Source organism: Paraburkholderia caledonica NBRC 102488 (assembly GCF_000685095.1).
GTDB classification, from domain to species: Bacteria; Pseudomonadota; Gammaproteobacteria; order Burkholderiales; family Burkholderiaceae; genus Paraburkholderia; species Paraburkholderia caledonica.
Genome location: NZ_BAYE01000064.1, coordinates 1 through 608, shown reverse-complemented (window position 1 = coordinate 608; position 608 = coordinate 1). Strand labels below are relative to the sequence as shown.

Genomic DNA, 608 nt, shown 5'->3' with positions numbered 1-608 from the left:
CCTACGTGCTCTACACATCGGGCTCGACCGGCCGGCCCAAGGGCGTCGCCGTGAGCCACGGCGCGCTGTGGACGCACCTGCAGGACTTCCTCGCGATCTACGGCATCGACGGCAAGGACACGGTGCTGCACTCGTCGACGATCAACTTCGACGTCGCGCTGCACGAAACGCTGCCGGCGCTGCTGCGCGGCGCGACGGTGGAGATGCGCGGCTCGCAGCCGTGGGATCTGCAAAGCCTGAGCGAGCGGCTGGTGAAACGGCGCGTGACGTTCGCGCGGATTCCGACCGCGCTGTGGCAGCAGTGGCAGCGTCACGCGCCGCCGCGTGCGCAGCTCGCGCTGCGCCAGGTGACGGTGGGCGGCGAGGCGTTGCCGGGCGACGCGCTCGCGCGCTGGCGCGAGGGGCCGCTCGCGGATATCCGGCTGGACAACCTGTACGGTCCGACCGAGACGACGGTGGCGGCGCTGTACCGCCGCACCGGGGCCGACGACGCACGGCAGGTGACGGTGCCGATCGGGCATCCGTATCCGGGGCGTACGGCGCGGGTGTTCGACGCGTTCGGCGATGAGGCGCCGGTGGGCGGGCTCGGCGAGCTGTGCATCGGCGGG

At 72.5% G+C, this 608-nt stretch carries 1 protein-coding gene; it reads left to right on the top strand.

From position 1 onward, the window contains the following. Positions 1 to 608 (top strand): AMP-binding protein (locus tag BCA01S_RS36370; RefSeq protein ID WP_042320562.1); only part of this gene is annotated, 608 nt, incomplete at both ends.